This window comes from Aurantibacter sp., assembly GCF_042094015.1.
Lineage (GTDB): Bacteria > Bacteroidota > Bacteroidia > Flavobacteriales > Flavobacteriaceae > Aurantibacter.
This window is the reverse complement of record NZ_JBELDZ010000010.1, coordinates 21,314-45,046: the sequence shown is the minus strand read 5'-3', so window position 1 is coordinate 45,046 and position 23,733 is coordinate 21,314. Positions and strand designations below refer to the sequence as shown.

The window sequence follows — 23,733 nt, the reverse complement described above, 5'->3', positions numbered from 1 at the left end:
TTTAATAATTCTTTAAAAAACTGTTTATTTTCTTCAAAAGCAGTACCAATTACTACAAGATCTGCTCCAGCAATGTATGCGTTTTCTAGTTGTTGTAGAGATCTAATTCCGCCTCCAACAATTAAAGGTATTTGTAGACGTTTTTTAGTTTCTGTTATAATATCTAAAGCAACTGGATAATTTGCACCACTACCAGCTTCTAAATAAATAAGTTTCATTCCTAGAAATTCACCTGCTTTTGCCGTTTGACTTATTATCTTTTTATCGGATAATGGTAATGTTTTGGTAACACGTTGTACGGCTGTTTCTTTACCACTTTCAATTAAAATATAACCTGCAGAGATAATTTCTAAATCGGTTTTCTCTAATAAAGGCACACTTTTTACGTGTTTACCTATTAAATAATCTGAATTTCTACCAGAAAGTAAAGACAAAAATAAAATAGCATCTGCAGCATCAGAAATTTGAGTCACATCTCCGGGAAATAAGACTAAAGGTAAATCTGTCTTTTGTTTTAAAGCTTTTACAAGTTGTTGCGTAACATTAGCCTCAACAGTACTTCCACCAATAAAAATATGTGTAGCAATAGTTTTGTGTATGTTCTTTAGAAAGACATCTAATTCACTTAAAATAAATTTATCAGGATCTATTAAAACGGCTAATAGTTTGTTTTTATCAGTAATTGCTTTTTCAATATGTTTTAAGATTTGTTTCATTTTTCTATAGCATAAGCACAAGTAAATCCTTCAAACTCTAAAAAAGACGTGTTATAACGTTTTTTTATACCATTGTAATCTATCCAAGCTATGGTGTTTTTGTCTTCAACAGAAAATGGAATTACTAAAAAATGTTCTCTAAACAACATTCCTGGTGTAGCAAATAATTTATATAACGATTCTTTAATACACCAAATTACGGTTAACTTATTAATATAATCTTTAGATTTTTTGTTCAAATATTTAAACTCATAATCCACAAATTTATCTGCTATACGAGTTATTTTATCACGTTGTTTTTCAACATCAATTCCTACTTTTTGAGAGCTTACAATAACTGCCGAAAACGTAAAAGAATGTGTTATAGAAATTTCTTTACCGTCTTTTAAATGTGGTTTTCCATTTTCGTCGTAATACAAGTCAAAATCTGTATAACCAAACTCAGCTAATAATTGTCTCACACTTAAAAACCCACGTTGGTGTAGCTCACTTTTCATCCCATTTACGCGCTCTAAACTTCTTGGTTTAAGCTGTTCTGGATTGAATAAATCCGTGAAAGATTCTTCAATCTTCCAGATTTTAACAGTAGTTTGTGAGTTTACACTTATGGATTTATAAAGAGGCATTTAAATTTCTAAAGGTTATTGCTTACCTTTGCACTGCTATAATGCATGAGTAATAATTTAGTAGCGAATTTAACCAAATATAAGGCTAATCGCAAAGTTGTTTCTCGTATAATATTTCAAAAGAAAAAAATGAGTACAAAAACTGTAGCTTACGTACCTAATAAGGTAAAAGATATGTCTTTAGCGGCATGGGGAAGAAAAGAGATTTTATTAGCTGAAGCAGAAATGCCAGGTTTAATGTCTTTGCGTGAAGAATATAAAAATGAGCAACCTTTAAAGGGTTCAAGAATTGCTGGTTGTTTACATATGACTATCCAAACAGCTGTTTTAATAGAAACATTACAAGCTTTAGGAGCAGAAGTTACTTGGAGTTCTTGTAATATTTTTTCTACACAAGATCAAGCTGCTGCTGCAATTGCAGAAGCTGGAACTGCGGTTTATGCGTGGAAAGATATGACAGAAGAAGAATTTGACTGGTGTATTGAGCAAACTTTGTTTTTTGGTGAAGATAGAAAGCCATTAAATTTAATTCTTGATGATGGTGGAGATTTAACTAATATGGTTTTAGATCGTTACCCAGAATTAGCAGCAGGAATTAAAGGTTTATCTGAAGAAACAACAACAGGAGTACATAGATTATACGAACGCGTTAAAAATGGTACATTAACAATGCCAGCTATTAATGTAAACGATTCTGTAACAAAATCTAAATTCGATAATAAATATGGTTGTAAAGAATCTGCAGTAGATGCAATTCGTAGAGCAACAGATGTTATGTTAGCTGGAAAACGTGTAACGGTTTGTGGTTATGGAGATGTTGGTAAAGGTACAGCAGCTTCTTTTAAAGGTGCAGGTTCTATTGTTACTGTTACAGAAATTGATCCTATTTGTGCTTTACAAGCTGCAATGGATGGTTTTGAAGTTAAGAAATTAGAAACTGTAGTTGGAAATTCTGATATTGTAATTACTACAACAGGAAACAAAGATATTGTTCGTGCAGAACATTTTGAAGCAATGAAAGACAAAGTTATTGTGGCTAATATTGGACACTTTGATAACGAAATTCAAGTTGGTTGGTTAAACGAAAACCACGGACATACAAAAGATACGATTAAACCTCAAGTTGATAAATATACAGTTAACGGAAAAGAAGTTATTTTGTTAGCAGAAGGTAGATTAGTAAACTTAGGTTGTGCTACAGGTCATCCAAGTTTTGTAATGTCTAACTCTTTTACTAACCAAACGTTAGCTCAAATAGAGCTTTGGAAAAATAGTGAAAACTATAAGAATGATGTGTATATGCTACCTAAGCACTTAGACGAAAAAGTAGCAAAATTACATTTAGCTAAAATAGGTGTAGAGCTTACAGAACTTAAGCCTTACCAAGCAGAATATATTGGCGTAACTGTTGAAGGACCATACAAACCAGAACATTATAGATACTAATAATTAATTTAGAATCTTAATATTTAAAAATCCCAAACCTTAGGTTTGGGATTTTTTGTTTTAAACTTAATGTTAAATTTTTTTAACATATTAAAAAAAAATCGTTTAACAAGATGATATGAAATCGTTACAATGTTTTATATCAGCAGTTAAACGAAGTTCGGCTAAAAAAATGACAAAGTCAACTTTTATAGCCTTTTGTGTAATATAAAATCCCTTTCAAGTTAAACTTAAAAGGGGTTTTAATATTTTAAAATAATCTGTTATAGATTACATCATTTGCAACGTATTTAACTCTAAAGCACTTAAATGTTTCCAATGTCCGCGAGGTAAATCTTTTTTAGTTAAATGTCCAATAGTAACACAATCTATACGTTCCATTTCGTAATTAAAATGATCAAATATAGTGTGTAAAATAGTGTTTCCAGTGTTTTTAATTCGTAAACCTATTTCTTTTTTATTGTTGTTATCTGTATAGCTAATCTCTTCAACAGTAACCATTTTCCCATCGACTCTAAAACCTTCTTGGATTTGTTTAAAATCTTCGAATCTTAAGTTTTTATTTAGTTCTATATGGAATAAACGTGGAATTCCTTTGTTAGAGTTTGTAAACTTACTAGAGATGTCTATGTCGTTAGTAAACAGTAATAATCCTGTAGTACTTCTTCCTAATCTTCCAATTGGTTTAATTCTAGATGTTGTAGCATTAGCAACTAAATCCATTACAGTTCTACCTTTTCCTTCGCTTGTAGTTGTAGCAAAACCTTTAGGTTTATTTAATAAAACGTAAGCTTTTTTCTCTGGGTTAATTCTGGCGCCATCATATTTAACTTCGTCTTCAAGTTTTACTTTGTAGCCCATTTCGTTAATAATCTTACCATTAACAGTTACTAATCCCATGGCAATAAAAGAGTCTGCTTCTCTTCTAGAGCAAACACCAGAATTAGCAATATATTTATTTAAACGAATTACATCTGGATTTGCCGGTTTAGGCATTTTTGTAACTATTTTTTTAGCATCAAAAGCTTTGTCTTTTGTTTTAGGTTTGTCTGCTGAGTTTTCTGCAGATTTACTAAAACGTTTTTTAGCAGGTCTTTTAGAAACAGGTTTGCTTGGTCCATTAGTTTTGTTTGGATTTCTTTTGTTGTTTCTGCGTTCTGACATGGTATTTTCCTTATTTAAATGCTTAGCATTTTACATTATATGCTACAAAGATAATCTTTAATTGTAATAGACCATTTTTTGGACTAGATTTTATGTTAATTAATGTAGCTTATTTAAAACCAAGTTAATATCTATTAGAACAATACAAAAAACGCCTGCGGCTATAATAATTTTAAGAATATTGTGAAGCCAATTATAGTGTTGCTTACTATTAGATTTCCAAAGCAAAAGAATAAAAAAAAGCAGTAGAGCTGAACAAATATAAAAATACCAAGACATTAAGCCAACCGCTTTAGTGCTTAGTAAAAAGTAGATTGGTATAAGTGTTAAGCTGAGTAAAAAAGTAATTAACAACTTTGTTGTTGTAAGGCCAAAAACAATAGGAACTGTTTTGTAATTTTGAGTTAAATCGCCTTTTAAATTCTCTAAATCTTTAGTTAATTCACGAACTAACATAATTAAAAACAAAAACACTGCATGTATAAATACAATAGTCCTAAAACTTGAATAATACAGTACAACAATAAAAAAAGGAGTTATAGTTAGTAGAGTAGACGTTATATTACCAATAAAGGTAAGTCGTTTTAATTTATGTGAGTAAAACCATATGCCAAAAATATATGCAGAAAAAAATATTACAGCTTTAAACGACACATAGCTTGCTAAAATTATAGCTAAAAAATTAAGCACAAAGTAAAAAGACAATTTGGTGTTTTGACTTACCAGTTTATCCAACATACTTTTGTTTGGCCTATTGATTAAATCCTTCTCAGAGTCGTAAAAGTTATTAATAATATAACCAGCTGAAATAGTAGCTGAAGATGCCAACACTAGCATTAATAAATTTAGATCTAAAAGGACCTCTTTAATAGTTAATTGAGGTGCAAAAATGTATATAGAAGCTAAATACTGTGCAATAATTACAATAAGTACATTGTAGCCTCTAACGACAGAAAACATACTAAAAAATTTTAATAATATATGTTTCTGATTACGCTTTAGCATAGTAAGAATAAAAATGAAATAAATTAATTATGTGATAGAAGCTAGTTTTAGAAGTTATAAACTACTTCTAACTTATAATCTTTTAAAGATTCTTGAGCCTTATCTATATCTTCAGTAAACCCTAAAATATATCCGCCGCCGCCAGAACCACATAATTTCAAATAGTAATCGTTAGTTTCTAAACCTTTTTTCCATAACTCGTGAAATTGTTGAGGTATCATTGGTTTAAAATGGTTTAAAACAACTTTACTTAATTGTTTTGTGTTGTTAAATAGTGATTTAATATCTCCTTTTAAGAAATCTTCTACACAAGCATCTGTATGTTTAGTAAACTGATCTTTAAGCATATTACGAAAACCAGAAGCTTTCATGTTCTCCATAAAAATACTAACCATAGGAGCGGTTTCACCTATTTTACCGCTATCTAATAAAAAAACAGCACCTTTACCCGTAGCACTTTGTGCAGGAATTCCAGTAGCTTCTATGTTATCTTTAGAGTTTATTAGAATAGGTAAACTTAGATAACTATTTAAAGGGTCTAATCCAGACGATTTTCCATGAAAAAAAGATTCCATTTCAGAAAAAACAGTCTTCAGTTTTAATAATTTTTCTCTTGTTAAGTTTTCTAAAACGGTAATTTTATCATTTGCATATTGATCATACAAAGCGGCAACTAAAGCACCAGAACTTCCAACACCATAACCTTGTGGTATAGAAGAGTCAAAATACATTCCTTTAGAAATATCTTCGTGTAAATTATCTATATTAAAAGAAACAATATCAGAATTAATTGTTGCTAGATAATCTGCATATTTTTTTAAGTTAGAATTAGACTCTAAAGCAATTTTAGAGGTGTTACCATCATTTTTTAGTGCACCATTATAAAAACTATAAGGTATAGAAAGTCCTTTAGAATCTTTAATAATTCCGTACTCTCCAAATAATAATATTTTCGAATAAAAAAGTGGTCCTTTCATAACCTAATATTTTAATTAATTAAGACTTATAATTGCTCTAAGCCTTTACCAATATTATCACAAATATAATGACCATTTTGGCAATACACAACTAACTCATTTTTAATAAACTGTAAAACAGAATCTTTCTCTGATTCAGGATATAAAACATGTACATTTGCGCCTGCATCTAAGGTAAAACAAACTTTTGAATTTGTTGCTTTTCTAAATGCCCAAATTTTGTTAATTATTTCTAAAGTATTTGGCTTCATTAATATGAAATAAGGCATACTAGACATCATCATAGCGTGAAGTGTAAGCGCTTCACTTTCAACTAAAGAAATAAACTCGTCTAAATTTCCATTCTGAAGAATAGCTGTGATTTTTTCTAAATTCTGATTTGCCTGAACAAAACGTTGTTGAGAAAACGGGTGATTATGCATTAAGTTATGACCAATAGTGCTACTCACTTGTTTTTCTCCTTTATCTACCAAAAGAATTGTGTCTTGATAGTTTTTAAAGTTATTGTGCGTATTAAATGGAAATTTTACACCAAATAAATTACTGCTATTTACTATTGATTTATGTTCTCCCCAAACTACTAAGTCTCCTTCTAAACTTCTGCAAGCACTTCCAGAGCCTAATCTTGCAAGAAAAGATGTTTTTTGTAAAATAAATTGAGAGTTCATTTCTGGATTTAGCTCTTTATCTATAGACATTAAACAAGCTGCTAAAGCACTCATTCCTGATGCTGAAGAAGCAATACCAGAACTATGTGGAAATGTGTTTTTTGTTTCTATTTTAAAATGAAAATCTTTTAAAAATGAAAGGTAAGGCGTTATTCGATTAAAAAAAACTTCGATTTTAGGTTTAAAATCATCTTGTTTTTCACCATCTAAAAATACATCAAAACTAAAATTTAAATTGTCCTCTTTTTTAGTATAAGTTAGATTGGTAATTGTTTTGCATTGATTTAAAGTAAAACTAATAGACGTGTTTTCTGGAATTTGCTCCTTTCTTTTACCCCAATATTTCACTAAAGCAATATTACTCGGTGAAGACCAGGTTGTTACACCATTTTCTATAGATTTTTGTTTGGTGTTAGCTAAAAACCGTATCTCTTTCATTTATTATCATTCTTTAAGGCAAAGATAATGCTATTTTGAATATTATTTAATGAAATAAATATTCGGATATAAAGAAGAAAACTTTACATTTGTAAATCATTTATTACAGAATAAACATTACGATTTCCTCTTAAAATGGATAAAAAACAACGTATTTTATTAACAATGCTAGAACTGTCTGCTAAAAACGGACTAAACGCAACTCCTATATCTAAGGTAGCAAAAGAGGCTAATGTAGCTGTTGGTACCATATATCATTATTACGATACTAAAGAAGATATTGTTAAGGAGCTTTACACGATGATTGTACAAGATTTAGCCAGAATGTTAGTGCTAAATAGAGATCAAACAAAACCTTTTAAAGAGCAATATAGACAGTTGTGGATTAATTTTTATAATTATTTTATATCAAATCCATCTGCATTTTACTTTATGGACATTGTTGCTATTCCTCCTATTATTGATAGTGAAGAAGTAGATAAAAACGTTATTCATTATAAAGGGATGAAAGATTTTATGATTCAAGGGATAGAAAATAAACATCTTAAAAATGTTGACTTAAAGCTTTTAATGCAAATGGCTTTTGGGAACTTAATTACTATTTCTAGAATTAGATTACGTGAAGAATTAGAAATGGACGATAAACAAATTGAAGACGCCATAGAAATGTCTTGGGACTGTATTCGTTTAATTGAATAACAGATTACAAACCTATATTTTGGGCTACAATATATCCGCTAGTCCATGCGTTTTGAAAATTAAATCCACCAGTAACAGCATCAATATTTAAAACTTCGCCAGCGAAATATAAATCTTGATGCTGTTTGCTTTTATAGGTTTTAAAGTCTATTTCTTTTAGGTTAATTCCGCCAGCTGTAACAAACTCATCTTTAAAGGTGCTTTTTCCATCTATTTTAAATTGTGCCTGACACAATTGTTTGGCTAAAGCTTCTAATTGTTGTTTGTTTAAATCTGCCCATTTAGTGTCTTCTTTTATATTAGCTTCTAATACTAATTTATGCCATAAGCGTTTTGGTAGCTCAAATTGAGCAAATTTGTATACTGTTTTTCTCGCTTCTTCTAATTTAAGGTCCTTTAAATCGTTTAAAACCGTTTCTAAATCTAAACTTAAGAAGTTAATTTCTATAGTAAATTTGTAGTCTAATTTTGCCAACTCTAAAGCGCCAAAAGCAGATGTTTTTAAAATTGAAGGTGCGCTAAAACCCCAATGAGTTATTAGTAATGGTCCTTCGGATTCTAAGCTGGTGTTTAAAACTTTTACATTAACATTTTGCGCAACTACACCAGGAATATCTGATATGCGATTGTCTTTACAATTAAACGTAAATAAAGAAGGTACAGGATTGGTGATTGTGTGGTTTAATTTTTTTAAAATTTCCCACATTTTGGGACTGCTTCCTGTTGCTACCAAAAGTTTATTTGATGTAAATATATCTGATCCTGTTGTTATTTCCCACTTGTCATTGCTGTAAATAATATCTTTTACACCTTGATTAGTTAATATTTCTATGTTATGTTTTTTAGTTTCGTTTAAAAAACAATCTATTATAGTTTTCGAGTTGTTAGAAACTGGGAATATGCGTCCATCATCTTCAATTTTTAATTCAACACCACGATTATCAAACCATTCCATTGTGTCACCAGTCATAAAGGTATGGAAAGGTCCTAATAATTCCTTTTCACCTCTAGGGTAATTGTAAGTAAGCTCTTTAGGTGTAAATTCTGCATGTGTTACATTACATCTTCCGCCACCAGAAATTTTAACCTTACCCAAAACATCTTTCCCACGTTCAAGTATTACAATTTTTAGGTTTGGAAATTTTTCAGCAGTATTTATAGCTGCAAAAAACCCTGCTGCTCCGCCTCCAATAATTATAATGTCGTAATGTTTCATTTATGCAAAATCACTTTAAAAACTTAATTTATACAAAAATAGCACCTTTACAAGGAATAATGTTCTTGTAAAGGTGCTATTTTTTGTTCTCTAATTTTTTGCGATTAGTTTGTTTCTGGCGGATATGCTTCTAAAATTTTAGAGACAAACTCTTTAATTCTGGCTTCTTTTTTTTCAACATTACCCGTTGTTAAATAACCAGAACCTTTTCCTTGCCAAATTAATTCGTTGGTTTTAGTATCAATTAAGTCAATATATAAAATACCTTGTGTAGATCTAGAAACGTTTGTTCCAAAACTTCCTCCAATAAATCCTCCGCCAAAGCCCCAACCAAAATTGTTTCTGTTCACGTCAATTTGTTCGTTAGATTTTGTAAAAAAACTTACTAAAACCTCTGGATTTTCAGACTTTGAAAACCCTTTTATTAGAAGTTCTGCATCTAATGCTCTTAGGATTCTCTTTTTATCTAAATCGTTGATTTCTGCTTTATCAATACCTGATTTTGAATATGCAAAAGTTGAATAACTACTAAAGTTAGTTTTAGAATCGTAATCCGAACTAACATTAACACTGATACATGAACTTAAAAATAAAGTTAAAAAAGCTAAAATGTAAATATTGTTTTTCATGGTAAATGTTTTTAGAATTAGTCTAATAATTCATCATCTACTATATTAGGAATGGTAATTTTTAAATTAGGTTCTACCTGCATAGCACGTTTTATTGCAAAAACAGCTTCCTCGTTTCTTGCCCAACTTCGTCTTGCAATACCATTATTAACATCCCAGAATAGCATTGATTTTAATCGCTTTTCAGCTTCCTTACTACCATCAAGAACCATACCAAATCCACCATTTATAACTTCTCCCCAGCCAACGCCACCACCATTATGTATACTTACCCAAGTAGCGCCACGAAAGCTATCTCCAATAACGTTATGTATTGCCATATCTGCTGTAAAACGAGATCCGTCGTAGATATTACTTGTTTCTCTGTATGGAGAATCGGTTCCAGAAACATCATGATGATCTCTTCCTAATATAACTATATCTATTTCTCCTTTAGCAATAGCCTTATTAAATGCATCAGCAATTTTCATTCTTCCTTCAGCATCTGCATATAGTATTCTTGCCTGAGAACCTACTACTAATTTGTTTTCTTGGGCACCTTTTATCCATTGGATATTATCCGCCATTTGTTGTTGAATTTCTTTTGGTGAATTTTTCTTTATTTCCTCAAGAACATCACAAGCAATTTTATCAGTTTTAGCTAAATCTTCTGAATTACCAGAAGCACAAACCCAACGAAATGGTCCAAAGCCATAATCGAAACACATAGGCCCCATAATATCTTGGACATAACTTGGGTATTTGAAATCGATATTATTTTCAGCCATAATATCTGCTCCAGCTCTAGAGGCTTCTAATAAAAAAGCATTACCGTAATCGAAAAAATAAGTTCCTTTTGCGGTATGTTTATTAATTGCGTTAGTGTGACGACGCAATGTTTCTTGAACTTTTTCTTTAAACAATTCAGGTTGATTAGCCATCATATTATTAGCTTCCTCAAATGGAATATCAACAGGATAATAGCCTCCAGCCCACGGATTATGTAAAGAGGTTTGATCGCTTCCTAAATCTATATGAATATTAGCTTTATCGAATTTTTCCCAGACATCAACAATATTACCTAAGTAAGCGATAGATACGGTTTCTTTTTCTGCTTTAGCTTTATTTACTCTTTCTACTAAAAGATTTAAATCTGTTATTTTCTCGTCGATCCAACCTTGATCTAATCTAACTTGAGTAATTTTAGGGTTAACTTCTGCGCATACTGTAATACAACCAGCAATATTTCCTGCTTTAGGTTGTGCTCCAGACATTCCTCCTAAACCAGATGTTACAAACAAATTCCCTTTAGGTTCTTTTTTTATTTTTCTAAATCCATTTAGAACTGTAATTGTTGTTCCGTGAACAATACCTTGTGGACCAATATACATATAACTTCCAGCAGTCATTTGACCATATTGTGTTACTCCAAGTGCGTTGAATCTTTCCCAATCGTCTGGTTTAGAGTAGTTAGGAATCATCATACCATTAGTAACTACAACTCTTGGCGCTTCTTTATGACTAGGGAATAAACCCATTGGATGACCAGAATACATAACCAATGTTTGTTCATCATTCATTTCGGCTAAATATTTCATTGTAAGTAAATATTGTGCCCAATTAGAAAAAACACCACCATTTCCGCCATAGGTAATTAGTTCATGTGGATGTTGTGCAACTGCATGATCCAGGTTATTTTGAATCATTAACATAATGGCTGCGGCTTGTTTTGATTTTGCAGGATATTCAGAGATTGGTCTTGCGTAAATTTTATAGTCAGGATGAAATCTATGCATATAGATTCTTCCATAAATCTCTAGTTCTTGTTTGAATTCTGGCAGAAGTGTAGCGTGATCTTTTTTATCGAAATAACGTAACGCGTTTTTTAAGGCTAGTTTTTCTTCTTCAGCCGAAAGAATTGCTTTACGTTTTGGTGCGTGATTTATAGATGTATCGTATGCTTTTTGTTTAGGTAATTGTTGAGGTATACCTTGTAATATTTGATCTTTGAATGTCATAATGTAATCGTTATAGTTAGTAATTTCATTTTATTAAAAAAAGTGAAAAACTATGGGTAACGAATATCCACACGATGATATGTACAAGCTATTAATATTTTATATGTTGTAAATGTAATATCCACAATTTAGTTTGTTTTTTGCTTTGTTTTGTTAAAACCATACGGGCAATGTCTACAGCCACTTTCACAACAATATCCTCTTTTTAAATGGTATTGCTCTGTAAAGCATCTATAACCTTCAGGTGTTAAATAATAATCACCTTCTTCTAAAGGAATAATTTTCTTCATTTAACAAATATAGCAGATTGTATTTGAGATAACAACATAAAAAACCTTCAATAAAAATTGAAGGTTTTTTATGTAGAAATAAGATTTACAACCTTACTTTCAAAAGCTTTCTCTTAAAAAAAAGTGTTATCACTTAAGAGTATTATTTCTTTTGAGATAATAACATCTTTTTGATTAAATTAATTTCTTCTTCTAAATGATTAATTCTTTCTTCTTGAGATTTAATTTTTTTTTGTTGTTCTTGAATTGCCTTAACTGCTAATACAGAAAAACCATCATAATTTAAACTTAGATATCCATTTTTTTCATCTACTAGTTCTGGAAATAACTCTTGAACTTCTTGAGCAATAAACCCATTTTGTAATAGTTTGTTTTTATCTTTTTTATAGATATAATTTACAGGGTTTAGTGCTAAAACCTTTTCTATAGTACTATCTTTTATTGGTGAAATATTCTTTTTTAATCTTCTATCTGAAGTAATTTGAAAAGCTCCAGATCCATCTAGTATATATGCTTCAAGCGTTCCATTAAAAGCAAAATTATAATCATCTGCTACATCTACATAAGTCTCCCAATAATCTGGAGATACAACACCACTATTGTCTGAAATTCTAAGTTTTTTATCTTGAGTAATTCTTAAAGTTTCACTAAAATTCTCATCTGTATCATTTGTACTAATTACAAAATCCCTATTCCCAGAAGCAACTTGAAATGTTCCTTTTTCTGCAAAACCTGAAGTTCCACCAGTATTTACATAGCCAACATGTCCTTTATAGTTTGTGCTCTGAAAAAAATAGATTCCTGCAAAACCTCCAGAGGTGTCATTTTGAATTTTCATAACACCTGCATTATCTTCATTATGCTCTACGTGTAAACCGTGAGTAGGAGATATAGTTCCTACGCCTACATTTCCAGAGTTAGCATTATACATATCATTACCAGAAATAATCCAATCATTATCTGCTGCGCCAGCTGTTGGTATTTGCCAAGATGCATTTCCATTAGCATCTGAAGTTAGAACTTTTCCTGTTGCTTGTCCACCATCAACAATTCTAATAGCAGAGCCAGAAGTGCTTGGTGTTATTACAATATCATCTATATACACTTCATCTCTTAAACTAGAGGTAGAACTGTCTTTTTCGTATGACCAACGTAACGTTTGTGTTCCAGCAGCTAAAGCGTAACTTATGGTTGTGTACGCAACATCGCCAGACCATTGATTTTGTTGTATACCATCTATATAGAATCTTAAAAAATCATAGTTTGATTCACTTGATACTCTATACGCAAATGATAATGATGCTCCTCCAGCCGGAACAGTTACTGTGTATTCTATAAATGATGTTTGACTATCTCCAATAGCACCAGAAGAAGCGGCATAAGTTCCTGTGTTAACTTCTTGACCAGTAGAAGTAATAAACCAATCTGTACTTGTAAATGGAGCTAATGAATTATCTTCAAAACCATCGTTTAATAAATCTGTAACAACAGCTATATCTTCGATATGAAATTTTGAAGATGGTGTAGTTGTTCCAATACCTACATTTCCTGAATTTGCATTATACATATCATTTCCAACAACAGTCCAGTCACTGTCTGCGGCTCCTCCAAAAGGAACCCAAGCAGATCCATTATAGTAATAAAACCCAGGTGCATTATTTGTTTGGTAAATAAGTAAACCTATTGTAGTTGCATCAACAGCTATAGCATCTCTTTCTGTTTCAGTCATCCTTGGAATTAATATTCCTGCTTCAGAAGATTCTATATCTAACATTGCACTTGAATTTGGACTTGTTGTTCCAATACCAATTTGTGCATAGTTTTTGTTTGTAAAAGCTATTATTAAAACTATAGCTAATAGTTGGGTAATTTTTGTCATAGATTTGGGTTTTAAGGGGCGACAAATCTAATAAAACAAATAACTTTTAACTATTCTTTTTGTGTTATTTTAAAATCAAGCGTAAGTATTTGATCCTTATTTGATTAGAATTAGAATATTATTGTATTAAACCTAGAAAAAATAAGAGTTATTTTGAAATAGTTGCGGGCTTTACTTTCGCGTCAAAAGACTCGTTATATTCGTTAAGTAAATTTAGATTTGCCTTTAATAAATCTTTAGTTTCTGTAAGTAAGCTAAAGTACAAGGTTGTATTTTTTGGACTAGACTCTTCTGTTCTTGTTCGCTCTACTTGTTTACTTATTTTTTCTTTAACAAGAGATCTTACAGTCATGTTTTCATCTACTAAAGCTTCAATATCATTAAAAGAATTTGTTTCAAAAGCTGTTTTAGTATTTTCGAATAGCTTTTCTAAATTATTATTTACTTCCTGCAATTCTTTAATTTGAGAAAACTTAAGGTTTTTATGATTATTGTTAATGTGTTTATGACTTATTTTAGAAATGTATTCTAAAGACTGTGTCATGTCTTGTAAGTAACTTAATATGTTTATATAAAAATTACTTGCTCCAACACTAGATTCGTCTAGGTTTTTAATGAAATAAAAGATATTATCCCTCAAGTTTTCAACTTCATTAGTAAGTTTAGCAACTTGTTTTTTGTTTTTCTTTAATGCCGATAAATCTTGTTTTGCTAAACCTTTAACAGCATTTTTGTATATGGTTTTTGTACTATGTACCACATTAGCAATATGGTCTGAGCTTTCTAAAATAACACCTTGAATACTTTGGTTTTCTACTTTAGTATATTTTGCTTCTTGAGAGTTTTCCTTCGCTTTTTTGTTATGAGATAAGTAGTTTTTTATTATAATTACAGCAGTTAAGGTTAGTAATACAGGTAGCATAAAAGCAACACTAATATTTAATATAAAAGCAATAAAACCAGCGGCAACAAAAGCAATAAAAGCAGTGAAAAACCAACCACTAATCACATTTAAAACACCTGCAACTCTATAAACAGCACTTTCGCTTCCCCAAGCTCTATCTGCTAAAGATGTTCCCATTGCTACCATAAATGTAACATAAGTAGTAGATAAAGGAAGCTTCATTGAAGTTGCAATAGATATCAATACAGCTGCAACCATTAAATTTACCGCTGCTCTAACTAAGTCAAAAGCAGGTAAATCTTTAGTTGAAGTGTTTTTTTTGTTAACTTGAATAAATTGTTGATCTATTTTTTGTTTTAAAACACTAGGTATTAATGCATTGGTAGCTTTTGAAGAAAACATTGCAAATCGAACAAAGTAGCGCGATAAAGAATTTGGTTGGAATCTTTCTTTTGTGTCTGCTTGACTGGATAAATCTAAAGAAGTCTTAACAACATCTTTAGCCTTGCTAGAAAACCATAATGTTATTACCATAACCATTCCCGCAATAAAAAGTAAAATACTTGGTGTTTCTACTTTTCCTGTTAAAAAACTCATGCTAAGTTCTTCTGGACTAATACCAGAAGCTACCCAAAATTCATAAGCTTTAAGAGCTGTAATTGGTACACCAATAAAGTTTACTAAATCGTTTCCTGCAAAGGCAAGTGCTAGTGCAAAAGTCCCAACAATTATAATTATTTTATAAATATTTATTTTTAGTACCGATGTAAGAAAAAATGATACTGAAGTTAATAAAGCAAAACTTAAGCTTATTATATACGTTACATTAGAATTTAGATATTCTTTTAAAATAAGATTATTAGTAAATCCAAATTTTTGATCTGCATATGGAGTACCTTTTATACCTTTTACTAAAATAAAATAAGTTAAAGCTGTTAGTGCAATACCGCCAAAAACAGCACCGTAATAGCGTGGCTTTTGCTCAAAGTTAAAAGATAGAAATACTCTAGTAATCCATTGTATTAGAGCACCAATAGAAAATGCAATTACCACAGAAAGTAAAATACCTAATATAATTTTTGTGGCTGTAGAGGTATTTATATAATTTATTAAGTCTGAAAAATCTCCGTTATTGTTGTAAATTTTAATTAATGCAATTGCAACAGCAGCACCAAGTAATTCAAAAACAATAGAAACAGTTGTAGATGTAGGCATTCCAATTGAGTTGAAGAAATCCAGTAATAAAATGTCTGTTATCATTACTGCCATGAAAATAATCATGATTTCATTAAACATAAATTGATCAGGATTAAAAATACCTTTTCTAGCAACTTCCATAAGTCCGCTAGAAAAAATAGCGCCTAAGGCAACACCAAAACTTGCCACAATCATTATAGTTTTAAATGAAACAGCTTTTGAGCCGATTGCAGAATTAAGAAAATTTACTGCGTCATTACTTACTCCAACAATTAAATCAGCAATAGCAAGTACAGCTAAAGCCACTATCATTACAATATAAATGTGTTCCATTTTACAAAAAAAAGTTTATACAAATTTCCTTTTTTAAACCTTTATTAATGTTAACTTAATGTTATGAAATATAAACTAATTAACATCTTTTCTATATTAAATAATTCACTTTCTTACTCATTCTTACTCATTCTTACTGATTTTGTAATATTTCTCAGAAGCTTATGTGACATGTAATCATCTGAAAATAAGATAACTAAACACTTAATGTTAACTTAATGTTACCTAACTATTGTATAATTGTAAAAAAGAGTCTATATTTGTAAAGTAATTATTAATTAAAAATTTATTGAGGTATGAAAAATTTAGCATTTATATTAGTTATGTTAGTTGTAGGTTTAGGTTATTCACAAAGTGATAGAACTTTAACTTTAAATGAAAAAACTAACTTAATTGAAGTTTCATACTTTCACGATAATGGACAAGTAAGTCAAACAGGATTTTACACTGCTGAAGGAAAACTCCAAGGTGAATGGATTACTTATGACTTACAAGGAACTAAAAAAGTATCAGCAAAATATGATAATGGTATTAAAACAGGTAAATGGTTTTATTGGTCTGCAAGTTCTTTAAAAGAGGTAGATTACTCTAATAATACTATAGCTACTGTTAGTTCTTGGGTAAATGAAAATACAATTGCAGATAGTAAGCAGCCATAATTACTTTTAATTTAAGTTTATTAGCATTATAAAACATAAAAAAGCCTCGCATTGCGAGGCTTTTTTATGTTTTATGTTAGTTGTGAATGAATTATTCTAATTCAGCTACCCAAGATGGTTTAGATAAACCTGATCCAGCACCTACTAAGCTAGAATTTGAAGTACCTAAAACGCCTTTTTCATCATAAGTTGCGTTTACAGTATCATCTGTTCTAAAAGAAACAACATCTAATTTACCAGCAGTTACGTTTGCTTGTGTTGTATCATCAGAAGAATATTTAGCAAATTTATCAAATCCTGTAAAAGCTATGTTAGTGTAAGTTTGGTTTCCTCCACCTTCTTTGTAGTTTACAACATTCTCAGAAGCAGCAAATAATGTAGCATCACCTCTAACAATTGTTGCATTCATTACTTTAGCATCTGTTTCTGGAGTTTGAGCTTCGTTATCTCCATTGTTAGAGATTTCCATAGCTCCTTTAGTTACACCTTCAATGTATAATCCGTCGATAGTACCTGAGAATCCGTCTGCACAGTCTAAAGAATCGTCATATGCATTAATAATAGCTAATTTAGATGCATTAACTGTACCTCCAAAAAATTCAATACCGTCATCACCAGACTCAAAAGCTAAGATGTTTTTAACTTCTGTTCCAGCACCTACACCAAAGAAAGAAACACCATTAAATTCTTTAGATGCATTAAATGAAGAACCTGTATACTCAATTCTTAAGTATTTTACTACACCTGAACTATGATTAGTTTCGTTACCACCATAAGTTAATCCAGCAACTTCAGATACTGAATCATCACCTGTGTTAGATGGTGCATTTCCACAAATTACTAAACCACCCCAATCTTCTGCAGCTGGACTAGCTGCACTTGAAGTCATTACAACTGGGTTATTTGGTTCTCCATTGATGAAAATTTTAGAATCTCTGTCTACAGCTATATAGGTGTTGTTTCCTCCTTGAGCTTTAATTACTGTACCTGCTGGTATAGTTAACTGACCACCATTAAGAATTTCTAACTTCCCTTGTAATGTGTACTCAGTTGTAGCGACTAAACTTGTGTTTCCAGTTATTTCAGCATTTGATAAATCAGATCCTACAAATATTGGAGTTGATCCTGAAGCTGTAGTGCTGTTATCATCATCATTTGAACAACTTGTAAATAATGCTGATACAGCTAAAATTGATAAGAATAATTTTTTCATTTTAATTTAAATTAAAGTTTAATTTTATTTTTGACAAAATTCCTAATATATTTTTGATTAAATATTAACTGATTGTTAAGGGTTTGTTATTAAATCGTGCTTAAAACTTGTAGTTGAAAGATAATCCAAATTGGCGACCTCTTTTATATGATCTTTGTAATACATCTTCACCGCCATTTGTTGTTTCAGATTGTTCTTGGAACGTCTCGAATTTTGGGTCTAATAAGTTGTTTGCAGATATTTTGATTGAAAAATTCTCGTTAAAATCTATGCTGGTATTGAAATTTAAAATAGAAACAGCTTTATCAACTAGATTTCCTCTTCCTTGTGTACCAAGAACAGTTAATTTATCAGAAAAATACCCGTAAGTTACTGTTGCGCTAATGCCCGAGTTTTTTGTGAAATCTTTAATAAAAGTTAAGTCTGCATTCCCTATGATATCTGATGCTCCAGATAACTTAGAGTCTTCAAAAGTGAATCTTGTTGCTAGGTCTGTTTCTTCTATTACTTTATCATCACTAAGGTCTTGCGTGTGATTTAGATATGATACATTAATTCCACCAATTAATTTTGAAGCTAAATCATTATCATCACTTTTATTAAAATTGATTATATTTTTCTTTAATTCAAGTTCTGCTCCAAAAACAGTTGCTTGCTCTCCTGAATTTACCCAGCTAATATCTCCAGAAGCAGAATTTATAAAAACCTCATTAATTGGGTTTTGTATGATTTTTCCAAAACCTGTAATAGATAAAATTTCACCTTTACCCATAAAATGTTCCCAACTTAAATCTGCATTATAGTTTGTAGATTGGTATAAGTTTGGATTCCCTATATAACCTTGATTAACTTCTTCATAAAGTATTGGGACTCTTTCTTTAAACTGTGGTAAAGTGTAAGATTTACTTGTGGCAAACTTTAAATTGTTTTTTTTATTAATTTTATAGCGTGCTATTAAAGACGGAAGGATGTCTTGAAAGTCATATTTAGATTCTTCACCTAAAGGTTCTGTTTCGGTAATATAATCTACATTTTGAATAATAGCTTCAGCTCTAGCACCTAAAATTAATGTGAACTTCTCTGAGAAATTTCTTTGAAAAGTTGCGTAACCAGAAATAATGTTTTGAACTCCATTAAATAGTTGATTTATTTCTTGGTTTGTATTTATTAGATCGTTTGTAAAAACGTTATTTACATTATGTACATCACTAAATATTATGCTATCCTCTAATGGTCTAAAAGAAAATAAGTCAGATACAAAATCAACATCTTTTTGTCTAACAGCTCCACCAAAAACGATAAGATTCTTAAAATCATCTTCTTCTTCGTCTTTTTGGAATTTATACGTTGCATGTAAATCTCCAGATAATTCTTTCTCTTTTAAGTCTTGGTAATATCTTGAATTATTTACTGCACCGTTTGTGAAGAATGTGAAATTTTGTCCATCAACACGATCTCTAATAAGTGTATTTTGCATACGATCTGGCATTGAGTTTTGCATAGTTGTATAACCAACAGCCCAGTTTAAATCTAGTTTTTTACTAAATTTATTTTCTCCTATTAATTGATTTACAAATAACTTAGTTCTATCAAAAGTTCCACGTTTTATAAAAGCATATCTACTCTCAGATCCTATACCTCCATCAAAATCGTCATTAAAACCTTCAAATTCGCTATACTGTTGATTTGTAGAATTTAAATATAGAGATGAGAATAATATGTTATGATTAGTGTTTATTTTATATTTTAAAGAACCTAATACTTTAGAATTTGTTTGGTATTGTGTTCTTCTTTCAATATAATCTGATTTCACGAATCCTGAACCGGTGATACGTCCGTTATTTACTCCTTCTCTATATTGGCTGTTATTATCAAATCCTGCCGTTATAAAAGCATATAACTTACTCGTATCATTTAATTTAAATGTATTTCCTAAAGAAAGAGACAAGTTAGTGTTTAACATTTTGTCCTCTTGGTTTTGTCTATCCCAGCTAGTTGTATGACTATCTAAGTTTGTTGGGTTTTGTGGTATGTTTATATTATCAAACCCTAAAAAAGAAGGTCCGTCTTGTAAATAAAAGCCATCCAAATCAACCACGTTTGTGTTAACATTAGATCCAACTTTAAGTGCAGCCATAAATGGACCATTGTGAATTTTTGATATAATATCAACATTAGCTCCACCAAAATCGGCGTAGTTTTTAGACTCTAGTGTTTTACTAATAGAGATCTGCTGTACAATATCTGTTGAGAAAATCCCTAAGTCCATATTTTTAGTTTGAGGATTATTAGATGGTAATGGAAGGCTATTTAAGGTAGTAATATTATAACGATCTCCAAGACCTCTTACAAAGATAGCACCAGATCCACTATTTTCATCTTTAGTAACTCCAGCCGTTTTAGTAACTGCGGTTGCAACATCGCCAACACCTTTTCTCGATAATTCTTCAGCACCAATACTTTGTTTTATTTCTATGGCTTTTCTTTGTTGTGTTAGTAAAGCAGATTCTGTTTCTTTAGAGGTTTCAGCTTTAATAATAACCTCGTTTAATTGTGCAGCACTAGCGCCAATAGATATGTTTAAAGTAATCTCTTTATTTGCCTCTACAGTTACGTTTTTTACAATAGTTTCATAACCTACAAAGCTAAATTCAACTTCAATTGTTCCTGGTTCTATTTTAGATAATAAATAATTACCATCCATGTCTGTAGAAACTCCAATAGATGTTCCTTTTATCAATACACTTGCAAATGGCAATGGCTCATCGTTAAAATCTTTGTCTGTAACAATACCTTTAATAGATCCGGTTTGAGCGTATGATAATACCGATAAAAATAAGGTTAAAATAAGTGTGAAATGTTTCATTTTTTAGCGTTGTTTATGCGCTGCAAACTAACGTTGCTTATTTTTATTATGGGTTAAGTTTAGGGGAATTGTAGGTTATTAAAATGTTAAGTTTTTAGTTAAGGTGTTAACATTTGCTTAACATTATGAGAAATAAAAAGAGGAAACAATTAAGTTTCCTCTTTAAAAATATAACTAATTTCTCTTAATTAGTTTACAACTAATTTTTTAGTTGTAGTTAAATTGTTTTGTGTAATGTTTAATAAATAAACACCAGCTTTTAAATTACTAACGTTTAAAGTGTTGTTTTCTACTTTGCTTTTAGAAATTTGCTTCCCAAGAATATCAAAAATAGTAACATTCATTGTTTCAGTAGAAGCAGACTGAATTGTAACAAATCCTGAATTTGTTGGGTTAGGATATATTTTAAAGCTTTTAGCTGAAGAGAAGTTAGAGTTAGATAAAGTTGATGGAGTAACTTCAGACCAACTAGTTCCTATTCTTAGTTCATCAATAATCAAAGTAGGTGTTTCAGTTCCAGAGTCTTGTCTAAATAAAATTTGATTAAAAGTATTACCCGAAGAGCCAGAAGCTTCAGTTAAATCTGCCGCCGGTTCAGCAACTCCTAAGGTAGGATTAATCCATGCGCTAACTGTATCATTATCTATATCATAATTAAATACTATAAATACAACATCATTAATGTTATGAGGTGTTACTGCGCTTATTTGTGTAAGTGTTCCTCCATTACTAACTCCAATATTATATGTTGTAGCTGTTACAGGAGATATCCATACTCTAGATTCATAACTACCTCCAGAGTTTCTTAAAGTAACAAAATATCCATTAACAGGAGCTGCATCTAATGCAGTAACTTGCAACATAAAAGAGCTATAAATTGATCCACTACTTGTAGGTGTATAGTCTACAACTGGATCTGCTCCAGAACCATCAAAAGCCATTGATGCTCCTGATCCAGATAATGTAGAATATGTTAGGTTAGCTGCGTCAACCAAAGCTTCGTCTCCAGAAAAATAATTAGTCCAAGGTGCTTGCTCAGAAATGTTCTCCGCTATAGTATAATTAAAGCTTTCTGTGAATGGTAATGTTTGTATCTGTGATATAGTAAATGAAACTGAAGATACTACTGCTGGAACAAGTGCCATTCCTCCATTATCTACTAATTCCATATTTAATATATGTGATCCATAAGCTAAAGTTGTAAAATTTATATCTGCTACGTCAAATTTATCTACGTTTGGAGCTCCATCTAAACTATAAACTACATATCCGTCTCCAGTTCCATTAGCTACATTAAAATTTTGAACACTAAATGCAACATCAACATCTTGATTGTATAAAATTGCTCCATCTGTTGGAGAAGTAATTGCCATACTAGGCGTTGCCTGTGGAGTAATTGTAAAATTATCAATATACATTAATGATGGTCCACCTGCAAAAGTTGCACTATCGTAAAAACGTAAACCAAAATCAATATTTCCAGTTGCGCCAGCTGTGTATGTATAAGTTATAGACTGCCAGGTGTTAAGTATAGTCTCATCAGAATATCCTTGATAATTCCCAGCATATAAACGAGCTCGAGCTTTATCATCTGTATGGTAAACATCTACAGATACATCGTAAACGGTTCCAGCTGTTACTGGAACAGATTGTCTAAAATCTGTATTACCTTGATCTCCAGTTGTAACACTAACTTCCATAGAAGATGCTCCTTCGCTAAAGGTAGTTGTGTTTTCAATAAGAGTTGTTCCAGTTTCAAAAGTCCAGTTGTCTGGAAAAGTTGGGTCTGTCCAAGTTTCAAAACCTCCATTTGTAATTTGTCCAAAAGACAGTACTGAGGTAATTAGAAATAAGAATAAGTAAATTTTCTTCATAATTATTGTGATATTAGTGTATGTGCAAAAGTATTCAAAATTCATCACGTTAAATAGTATTTAAGGATTTTATAACATGACTTTACGATAAAATAACATTAATAAAGGATATAAAGTTCTTGAGTGAATTAATATTTTATTTTTTGGATAAAATGCACCATAGTTTTTAAGTGTTATTAAAAGGTTATATATTAAAATTTAATACGCTTTTAGTATTTAAGTTTTATATTTACAATTCAATTAGATTGAAATGAATGAGAATGATATTAAAATTTTATTAGTAGATGATGAACCTGATATTCTTGAAATTGTTGGGTTTAATTTATCTAATGAAGGTTATCAAGTTATAAAAGCTGAAAATGGTATTGAGGCTGTAAAAAAAGCAAAAAAACACAAGCCACATTTAATAATATTAGATGTAATGATGCCAGAAATGGATGGTGTAGAAACTTGCGAAAAAATTAGAGAAATTCCAGATTTAACTAATACAATTATTGCATTTTTAACAGCAAGAAATGAGGACTATTCTCAAGTTGCTGGTTTTGAGGCTGGAGCGGACGATTATATTACAAAACCTATAAAACCAAAAGTTTTAGTTAGTAAAGTAAAAGCTTTACTTAGACGTTTAGGCGCAGAAGTAAATAAAGCTTCTGATATAACAAAACTAGGTGACTTAGTAATTAATAGAGATGAGTATAAAATTGTTTTAAATAAAAAAGAAATAATTTTACCTAGAAAAGAATTTGAGTTGTTAGCATTGTTAACATCTCAGCCTGGTAAGGTCTTTAAAAGAGAAGATATTTTGGATAAGGTTTGGGGAAGCGAAGTTGTTGTAGGAGGAAGAACCATAGATGTACATATTAGAAAATTAAGAGAAAAAATAGGCGACAAATGCTTTAAAACAGTTAAAGGTGTTGGTTATAAATTTGTAGGATAG

The 23,733-nt window shown here is 30.7% G+C and carries 19 protein-coding genes; 4 read left to right on the top strand and 15 right to left on the bottom strand.

Annotation, left to right across the window (positions count from 1 at the left end):
- Together ACFDSN_RS02925 and ACFDSN_RS02920 are read right to left on the bottom strand one after the other, a co-directional pair.
- The coding region (locus ACFDSN_RS02925; protein WP_375238329.1) for a geranylgeranylglyceryl/heptaprenylglyceryl phosphate synthase at positions 1–716 on the bottom strand (716 nt) is incomplete at its 3' end.
- Positions 713–1,342, bottom strand: a complete 630-nt coding sequence (locus tag ACFDSN_RS02920) for a 4'-phosphopantetheinyl transferase family protein (protein ID WP_375238328.1) — start codon at positions 1,340–1,342, stop codon at positions 713–715. The genes ACFDSN_RS02925 and ACFDSN_RS02920, both read right to left, overlap by 4 nt.
- Positions 1,343–1,471: 129 nt before the next feature.
- Here ACFDSN_RS02920 and ahcY point away from each other — a divergent pair, with 129 nt between their 5' ends.
- Entirely contained in the window at positions 1,472–2,788 is a 1,317-nt protein-coding gene (gene ahcY, locus ACFDSN_RS02915; RefSeq protein ID WP_375238327.1) for an adenosylhomocysteinase, read from the top strand.
- 270 nt (positions 2,789–3,058) lie between these two features.
- Here the strand turns inward: ahcY and ACFDSN_RS02910 are convergent, their stop codons facing one another.
- The 4 genes from ACFDSN_RS02910 to ACFDSN_RS02895 form a co-directional block, all read right to left on the bottom strand.
- The gene (locus ACFDSN_RS02910; RefSeq protein ID WP_375238326.1) at positions 3,059–3,952 is read right to left on the bottom strand and encodes a pseudouridine synthase; all 894 of its coding nucleotides are present in this window, start codon (positions 3,950–3,952) and stop codon (positions 3,059–3,061) included.
- Positions 3,953–4,051: 99 nt separating this feature from the next.
- A complete protein-coding gene (locus ACFDSN_RS02905; RefSeq protein WP_375238325.1) occupies positions 4,052–4,957 on the bottom strand; it encodes a geranylgeranylglycerol-phosphate geranylgeranyltransferase in 906 nt (301 codons plus the stop codon).
- 47 nt (positions 4,958–5,004) lie between these two features.
- Complete coding sequence (locus ACFDSN_RS02900) at positions 5,005–5,934, bottom strand: mevalonate kinase (RefSeq protein ID WP_375238324.1); 930 nt, start codon at positions 5,932–5,934, stop codon at positions 5,005–5,007.
- Between the two features lie 26 nt (positions 5,935–5,960).
- Positions 5,961–7,040, bottom strand: a complete 1,080-nt coding sequence (locus ACFDSN_RS02895) for a diphosphomevalonate/mevalonate 3,5-bisphosphate decarboxylase family protein (RefSeq protein WP_375238323.1) — start codon at positions 7,038–7,040, stop codon at positions 5,961–5,963.
- A 135-nt stretch (positions 7,041–7,175) separates the two neighbouring features.
- On the opposite strand from ACFDSN_RS02895, the gene ACFDSN_RS02890 reads away from it, so the two are divergent.
- Positions 7,176–7,739 carry a TetR/AcrR family transcriptional regulator gene (locus tag ACFDSN_RS02890; RefSeq protein ID WP_375238322.1) on the top strand — a complete coding sequence of 188 codons (564 nt, stop codon included), beginning with the start codon at positions 7,176–7,178 and terminating at the stop codon, positions 7,737–7,739.
- Between the two features lie 4 nt (positions 7,740–7,743).
- Here ACFDSN_RS02890 and ACFDSN_RS02885 read toward each other — a convergent pair whose 3' ends face one another.
- The 6 genes from ACFDSN_RS02885 to ACFDSN_RS02860 form a co-directional block, all read right to left on the bottom strand.
- Entirely contained in the window at positions 7,744–8,955 is a 1,212-nt protein-coding gene (locus ACFDSN_RS02885; RefSeq protein ID WP_375238321.1) for an NAD(P)/FAD-dependent oxidoreductase, read from the bottom strand.
- 104 nt (positions 8,956–9,059) lie between these two features.
- Positions 9,060–9,584 (bottom strand): DUF4136 domain-containing protein, encoded by a 525-nt coding sequence (locus ACFDSN_RS02880; RefSeq protein WP_375238320.1) that lies wholly within the window; start codon positions 9,582–9,584, stop codon positions 9,060–9,062.
- Positions 9,585–9,601: 17 nt separating this feature from the next.
- Complete coding sequence (locus tag ACFDSN_RS02875) at positions 9,602–11,581, bottom strand: urocanate hydratase (RefSeq protein ID WP_375238319.1); 1,980 nt, start codon at positions 11,579–11,581, stop codon at positions 9,602–9,604.
- 128 nt (positions 11,582–11,709) lie between these two features.
- Positions 11,710–11,871, bottom strand: coding sequence for a DUF5522 domain-containing protein (locus ACFDSN_RS02870; protein ID WP_375238318.1), 162 nt, complete (start codon positions 11,869–11,871; stop codon positions 11,710–11,712).
- Positions 11,872–12,013: 142 nt separating this feature from the next.
- Positions 12,014–13,750 carry a tail fiber domain-containing protein gene (locus tag ACFDSN_RS02865; protein ID WP_375238317.1) on the bottom strand — a complete coding sequence of 579 codons (1,737 nt, stop codon included), beginning with the start codon at positions 13,748–13,750 and terminating at the stop codon, positions 12,014–12,016.
- 148 nt (positions 13,751–13,898) lie between these two features.
- Positions 13,899–16,184, bottom strand: coding sequence for an anion permease (locus ACFDSN_RS02860; RefSeq protein ID WP_375238316.1), 2,286 nt, complete (start codon positions 16,182–16,184; stop codon positions 13,899–13,901).
- Between the two features lie 296 nt (positions 16,185–16,480).
- On the opposite strand from ACFDSN_RS02860, the gene ACFDSN_RS02855 reads away from it, so the two are divergent.
- Positions 16,481–16,843, top strand: a complete 363-nt coding sequence (locus tag ACFDSN_RS02855) for a toxin-antitoxin system YwqK family antitoxin (RefSeq protein WP_375238315.1) — start codon at positions 16,481–16,483, stop codon at positions 16,841–16,843.
- A gap of 91 nt (positions 16,844–16,934) precedes the next feature.
- Here ACFDSN_RS02855 and ACFDSN_RS02850 read toward each other — a convergent pair whose 3' ends face one another.
- From ACFDSN_RS02850 to ACFDSN_RS02840, 3 genes are all read right to left on the bottom strand, one after another.
- Positions 16,935–18,056 (bottom strand): hypothetical protein, encoded by a 1,122-nt coding sequence (locus ACFDSN_RS02850; protein WP_375238314.1) that lies wholly within the window; start codon positions 18,054–18,056, stop codon positions 16,935–16,937.
- Positions 18,057–18,156: 100 nt separating this feature from the next.
- A complete protein-coding gene (locus tag ACFDSN_RS02845; protein ID WP_375238313.1) occupies positions 18,157–20,922 on the bottom strand; it encodes a TonB-dependent receptor domain-containing protein in 2,766 nt (921 codons plus the stop codon).
- 188 nt (positions 20,923–21,110) lie between these two features.
- Positions 21,111–22,796, bottom strand: a complete 1,686-nt coding sequence (locus ACFDSN_RS02840; protein ID WP_375238312.1) for a T9SS type A sorting domain-containing protein — start codon at positions 22,794–22,796, stop codon at positions 21,111–21,113.
- Positions 22,797–23,046: 250 nt separating this feature from the next.
- On the opposite strand from ACFDSN_RS02840, the gene ACFDSN_RS02835 reads away from it, so the two are divergent.
- On the top strand, positions 23,047–23,733 hold the full coding sequence (locus ACFDSN_RS02835; RefSeq protein ID WP_375238311.1) for a response regulator transcription factor: 687 nt from the start codon (positions 23,047–23,049) through the stop codon (positions 23,731–23,733).

What these genes read in the sequence shown, in the direction of transcription:
- ACFDSN_RS02880 (WP_375238320.1), bottom strand. Translation starts at nt 9,584, where the DNA reads ATGAAAAACAATATTTACATTTTAGCTTTTTTAACTTTATTTTTAAGT.
- ACFDSN_RS02835 (WP_375238311.1), top strand. Translation starts at nt 23,047, where the DNA reads ATGAATGAGAATGATATTAAAATTTTATTAGTAGATGATGAACCTGAT.
- ACFDSN_RS02865 (WP_375238317.1), bottom strand. Translation starts at nt 13,750, where the DNA reads ATGACAAAAATTACCCAACTATTAGCTATAGTTTTAATAATAGCTTTT.
- ACFDSN_RS02885 (WP_375238321.1), bottom strand. Translation starts at nt 8,955, where the DNA reads ATGAAACATTACGACATTATAATTATTGGAGGCGGAGCAGCAGGGTTT.
- ACFDSN_RS02870 (WP_375238318.1), bottom strand. Translation starts at nt 11,871, where the DNA reads ATGAAGAAAATTATTCCTTTAGAAGAAGGTGATTATTATTTAACACCT.
- ACFDSN_RS02890 (WP_375238322.1), top strand. Translation starts at nt 7,176, where the DNA reads ATGGATAAAAAACAACGTATTTTATTAACAATGCTAGAACTGTCTGCT.
- ACFDSN_RS02850 (WP_375238314.1), bottom strand. Translation starts at nt 18,056, where the DNA reads ATGAAAAAATTATTCTTATCAATTTTAGCTGTATCAGCATTATTTACA.
- ACFDSN_RS02920 (WP_375238328.1), bottom strand. Translation starts at nt 1,342, where the DNA reads ATGCCTCTTTATAAATCCATAAGTGTAAACTCACAAACTACTGTTAAA.
- ahcY (WP_375238327.1), top strand. Translation starts at nt 1,472, where the DNA reads ATGAGTACAAAAACTGTAGCTTACGTACCTAATAAGGTAAAAGATATG.
- ACFDSN_RS02845 (WP_375238313.1), bottom strand. Translation starts at nt 20,922, where the DNA reads ATGAAACATTTCACACTTATTTTAACCTTATTTTTATCGGTATTATCA.
- ACFDSN_RS02875 (WP_375238319.1), bottom strand. Translation starts at nt 11,581, where the DNA reads ATGACATTCAAAGATCAAATATTACAAGGTATACCTCAACAATTACCT.
- ACFDSN_RS02905 (WP_375238325.1), bottom strand. Translation starts at nt 4,957, where the DNA reads ATGCTAAAGCGTAATCAGAAACATATATTATTAAAATTTTTTAGTATG.
- ACFDSN_RS02840 (WP_375238312.1), bottom strand. Translation starts at nt 22,796, where the DNA reads ATGAAGAAAATTTACTTATTCTTATTTCTAATTACCTCAGTACTGTCT.
- ACFDSN_RS02900 (WP_375238324.1), bottom strand. Translation starts at nt 5,934, where the DNA reads ATGAAAGGACCACTTTTTTATTCGAAAATATTATTATTTGGAGAGTAC.
- ACFDSN_RS02855 (WP_375238315.1), top strand. Translation starts at nt 16,481, where the DNA reads ATGAAAAATTTAGCATTTATATTAGTTATGTTAGTTGTAGGTTTAGGT.
- ACFDSN_RS02910 (WP_375238326.1), bottom strand. Translation starts at nt 3,952, where the DNA reads ATGTCAGAACGCAGAAACAACAAAAGAAATCCAAACAAAACTAATGGA.
- ACFDSN_RS02860 (WP_375238316.1), bottom strand. Translation starts at nt 16,184, where the DNA reads ATGGAACACATTTATATTGTAATGATAGTGGCTTTAGCTGTACTTGCT.
- ACFDSN_RS02895 (WP_375238323.1), bottom strand. Translation starts at nt 7,040, where the DNA reads ATGAAAGAGATACGGTTTTTAGCTAACACCAAACAAAAATCTATAGAA.